Here is a 1,497-nt window from a genome sequence, read left to right as displayed (position 1 = left end):
GGCCGGGGCGTGGGCCGGATCGCTGCCGCGCCAGCGCGCCACCAGGGACATCAGGTGGTAGACCACCAGGGTGGCGATGGTCCCCAGCGCGATCCCGCCCAGCTGGAACTGGCCGAAGCTGATCTCGGAGGTGACCGCGATGGCGATGATCAGGCCCACCCCGGCGGTCATCAGGTTGATCGGGTTGCCGAAGTCCACCCGGTGCTCGATCCACAGCCGGCCCCGATGATGCCGATCATGCCGTAGAGCACGATCCCCGGCCCCGCCGATGACCCCGGCCGGATGGTGCCGATCAGCGCCCCGAACTTGGGCAGGAACGCCAGCGCCATGGCGGCGATCGCCGCCACCCAGTAGGCGGCGGTGGAGTAGACGCGGGAGGCGGCCATCACCCCGATGTTCTCCGCATAGGTGGTGGTCGCCGAGCCGCCGCCCAGCCCGGCCAACACCGAGGCGGCACCGTCGGCCATCAGCGCCCGGCCGTTGAAGCGGGACAGGTCCCGCCCGGTCATCAGCCACGGTGCGCACGTGGCCGATGTTCTCGGCGATCAGCACGAACACGGCCGGCAGGAACATCAGCGCGGTGTCCAGGTGGAAGCTGGGGGTGTTGAATTCGGGCAGCCCGAACCAGGGGCGTCGGCCACCGGGGCGAAGTCCACCTGCCCCTGGGCCAGGGCCACCAGGTAGCCGAGCACCAGGCCCACCAGGATCGAGAGCCTGCCCAGCAGCCCCTTGAACACGACGGTGGCCAGCACCACGGCCAGCACCGTGGCGAAGGTGGTCAGCGGAACCTGCTTCATCGGCTCCAGGGTCGCCCCGGCCAGATTCAGGCCGATCAGCGCCACGATGGTGCCCATCACCACCGGCGGCATCAGCGCGTGGATCCAGCCGGTGCCGGTCTTCTGCACCACCAGCCCGACCACGAACAGCAGCGCGCCGGTCATCACGATCCCGCCCAGGCTGCGGACATGTCATGGCTGGACATGGTGGCCATCACCGGGGCGATCAGCGCGAAGGAGGAACCAGGTAGCTGGGCACCTTGTTCGCGGTGATCAGCAGGAACAGGATGGTGGCCACCCCGGTGAACAGCAAGGTGGTGGTGACCGGGAAGCCGGTCAGCGTGGGCACCAGGATGGAGGAGCCGAACATCGCAGGATGTGCTGGGTGCCGATGGAAATGGTCTGCGGCCAGTGCAGCCGCTCATCCGGGGCGACCACCTCACCGGGGGTGATGGACTTCCCGTCGCCGTGGATCGACCATTTCATGCGTGTTCCTCCTGATTATGGGCCGGGAAGTATCTTACGCTTCGGCCCCCGATTGCGCGAAAAACGCCAGCTCGTGGCGGCTGGAGGTCTCAAAGGCCCGCCACATCGCCTGCCGGGTGCGTTCATCGGCCCGCCGGTAGGCGGCACGCACCATCCCGATCGCCGCCGCGGTGGCCGCATCGAACTCGGGGGAGGAGTAGGTGGCCAGCCACTGCCGGTAGGGGTGTTGCCCGTG

The 1,497-nt window shown here is 68.7% G+C and carries 2 protein-coding genes and 3 pseudogenes; all 5 read right to left on the bottom strand.

The genetic code is table 11. The features are described from left to right. Positions 1 to 198 (bottom strand): annotated as a pseudogene (locus JCM19049_RS23630) (nitrate reductase); the annotation flags it as partial. Continuing rightward, positions 171 to 941 (bottom strand): annotated as a pseudogene (locus tag JCM19049_RS23625) (solute carrier family 23 protein). The pseudogenes JCM19049_RS23625 and JCM19049_RS23630, both read right to left, overlap by 28 nt. Positions 942 to 1,002: 61 nt before the next feature. Continuing rightward, positions 1,003 to 1,125 carry a hypothetical protein gene (locus JCM19049_RS23620; RefSeq protein ID WP_279403251.1) on the bottom strand — a complete coding sequence of 41 codons (123 nt, stop codon included), beginning with the start codon at positions 1,123 to 1,125 and terminating at the stop codon, positions 1,003 to 1,005. Beyond that, positions 1,113 to 1,262 carry a hypothetical protein gene (locus tag JCM19049_RS23615; protein ID WP_279403250.1) on the bottom strand — a complete coding sequence of 50 codons (150 nt, stop codon included), beginning with the start codon at positions 1,260 to 1,262 and terminating at the stop codon, positions 1,113 to 1,115. The genes JCM19049_RS23620 and JCM19049_RS23615 overlap by 13 nt, the downstream gene beginning before the upstream one ends. A gap of 34 nt (positions 1,263 to 1,296) precedes the next feature. Next, positions 1,297 to 1,497 (bottom strand): annotated as a pseudogene (locus tag JCM19049_RS13930) (bifunctional hydroxymethylpyrimidine kinase/phosphomethylpyrimidine kinase); the annotation flags it as partial.

It is taken from the genome of Arthrobacter sp. JCM 19049, assembly GCF_001310435.1.
This window is presented reverse-complemented; position numbering and strand designations above follow the sequence as displayed.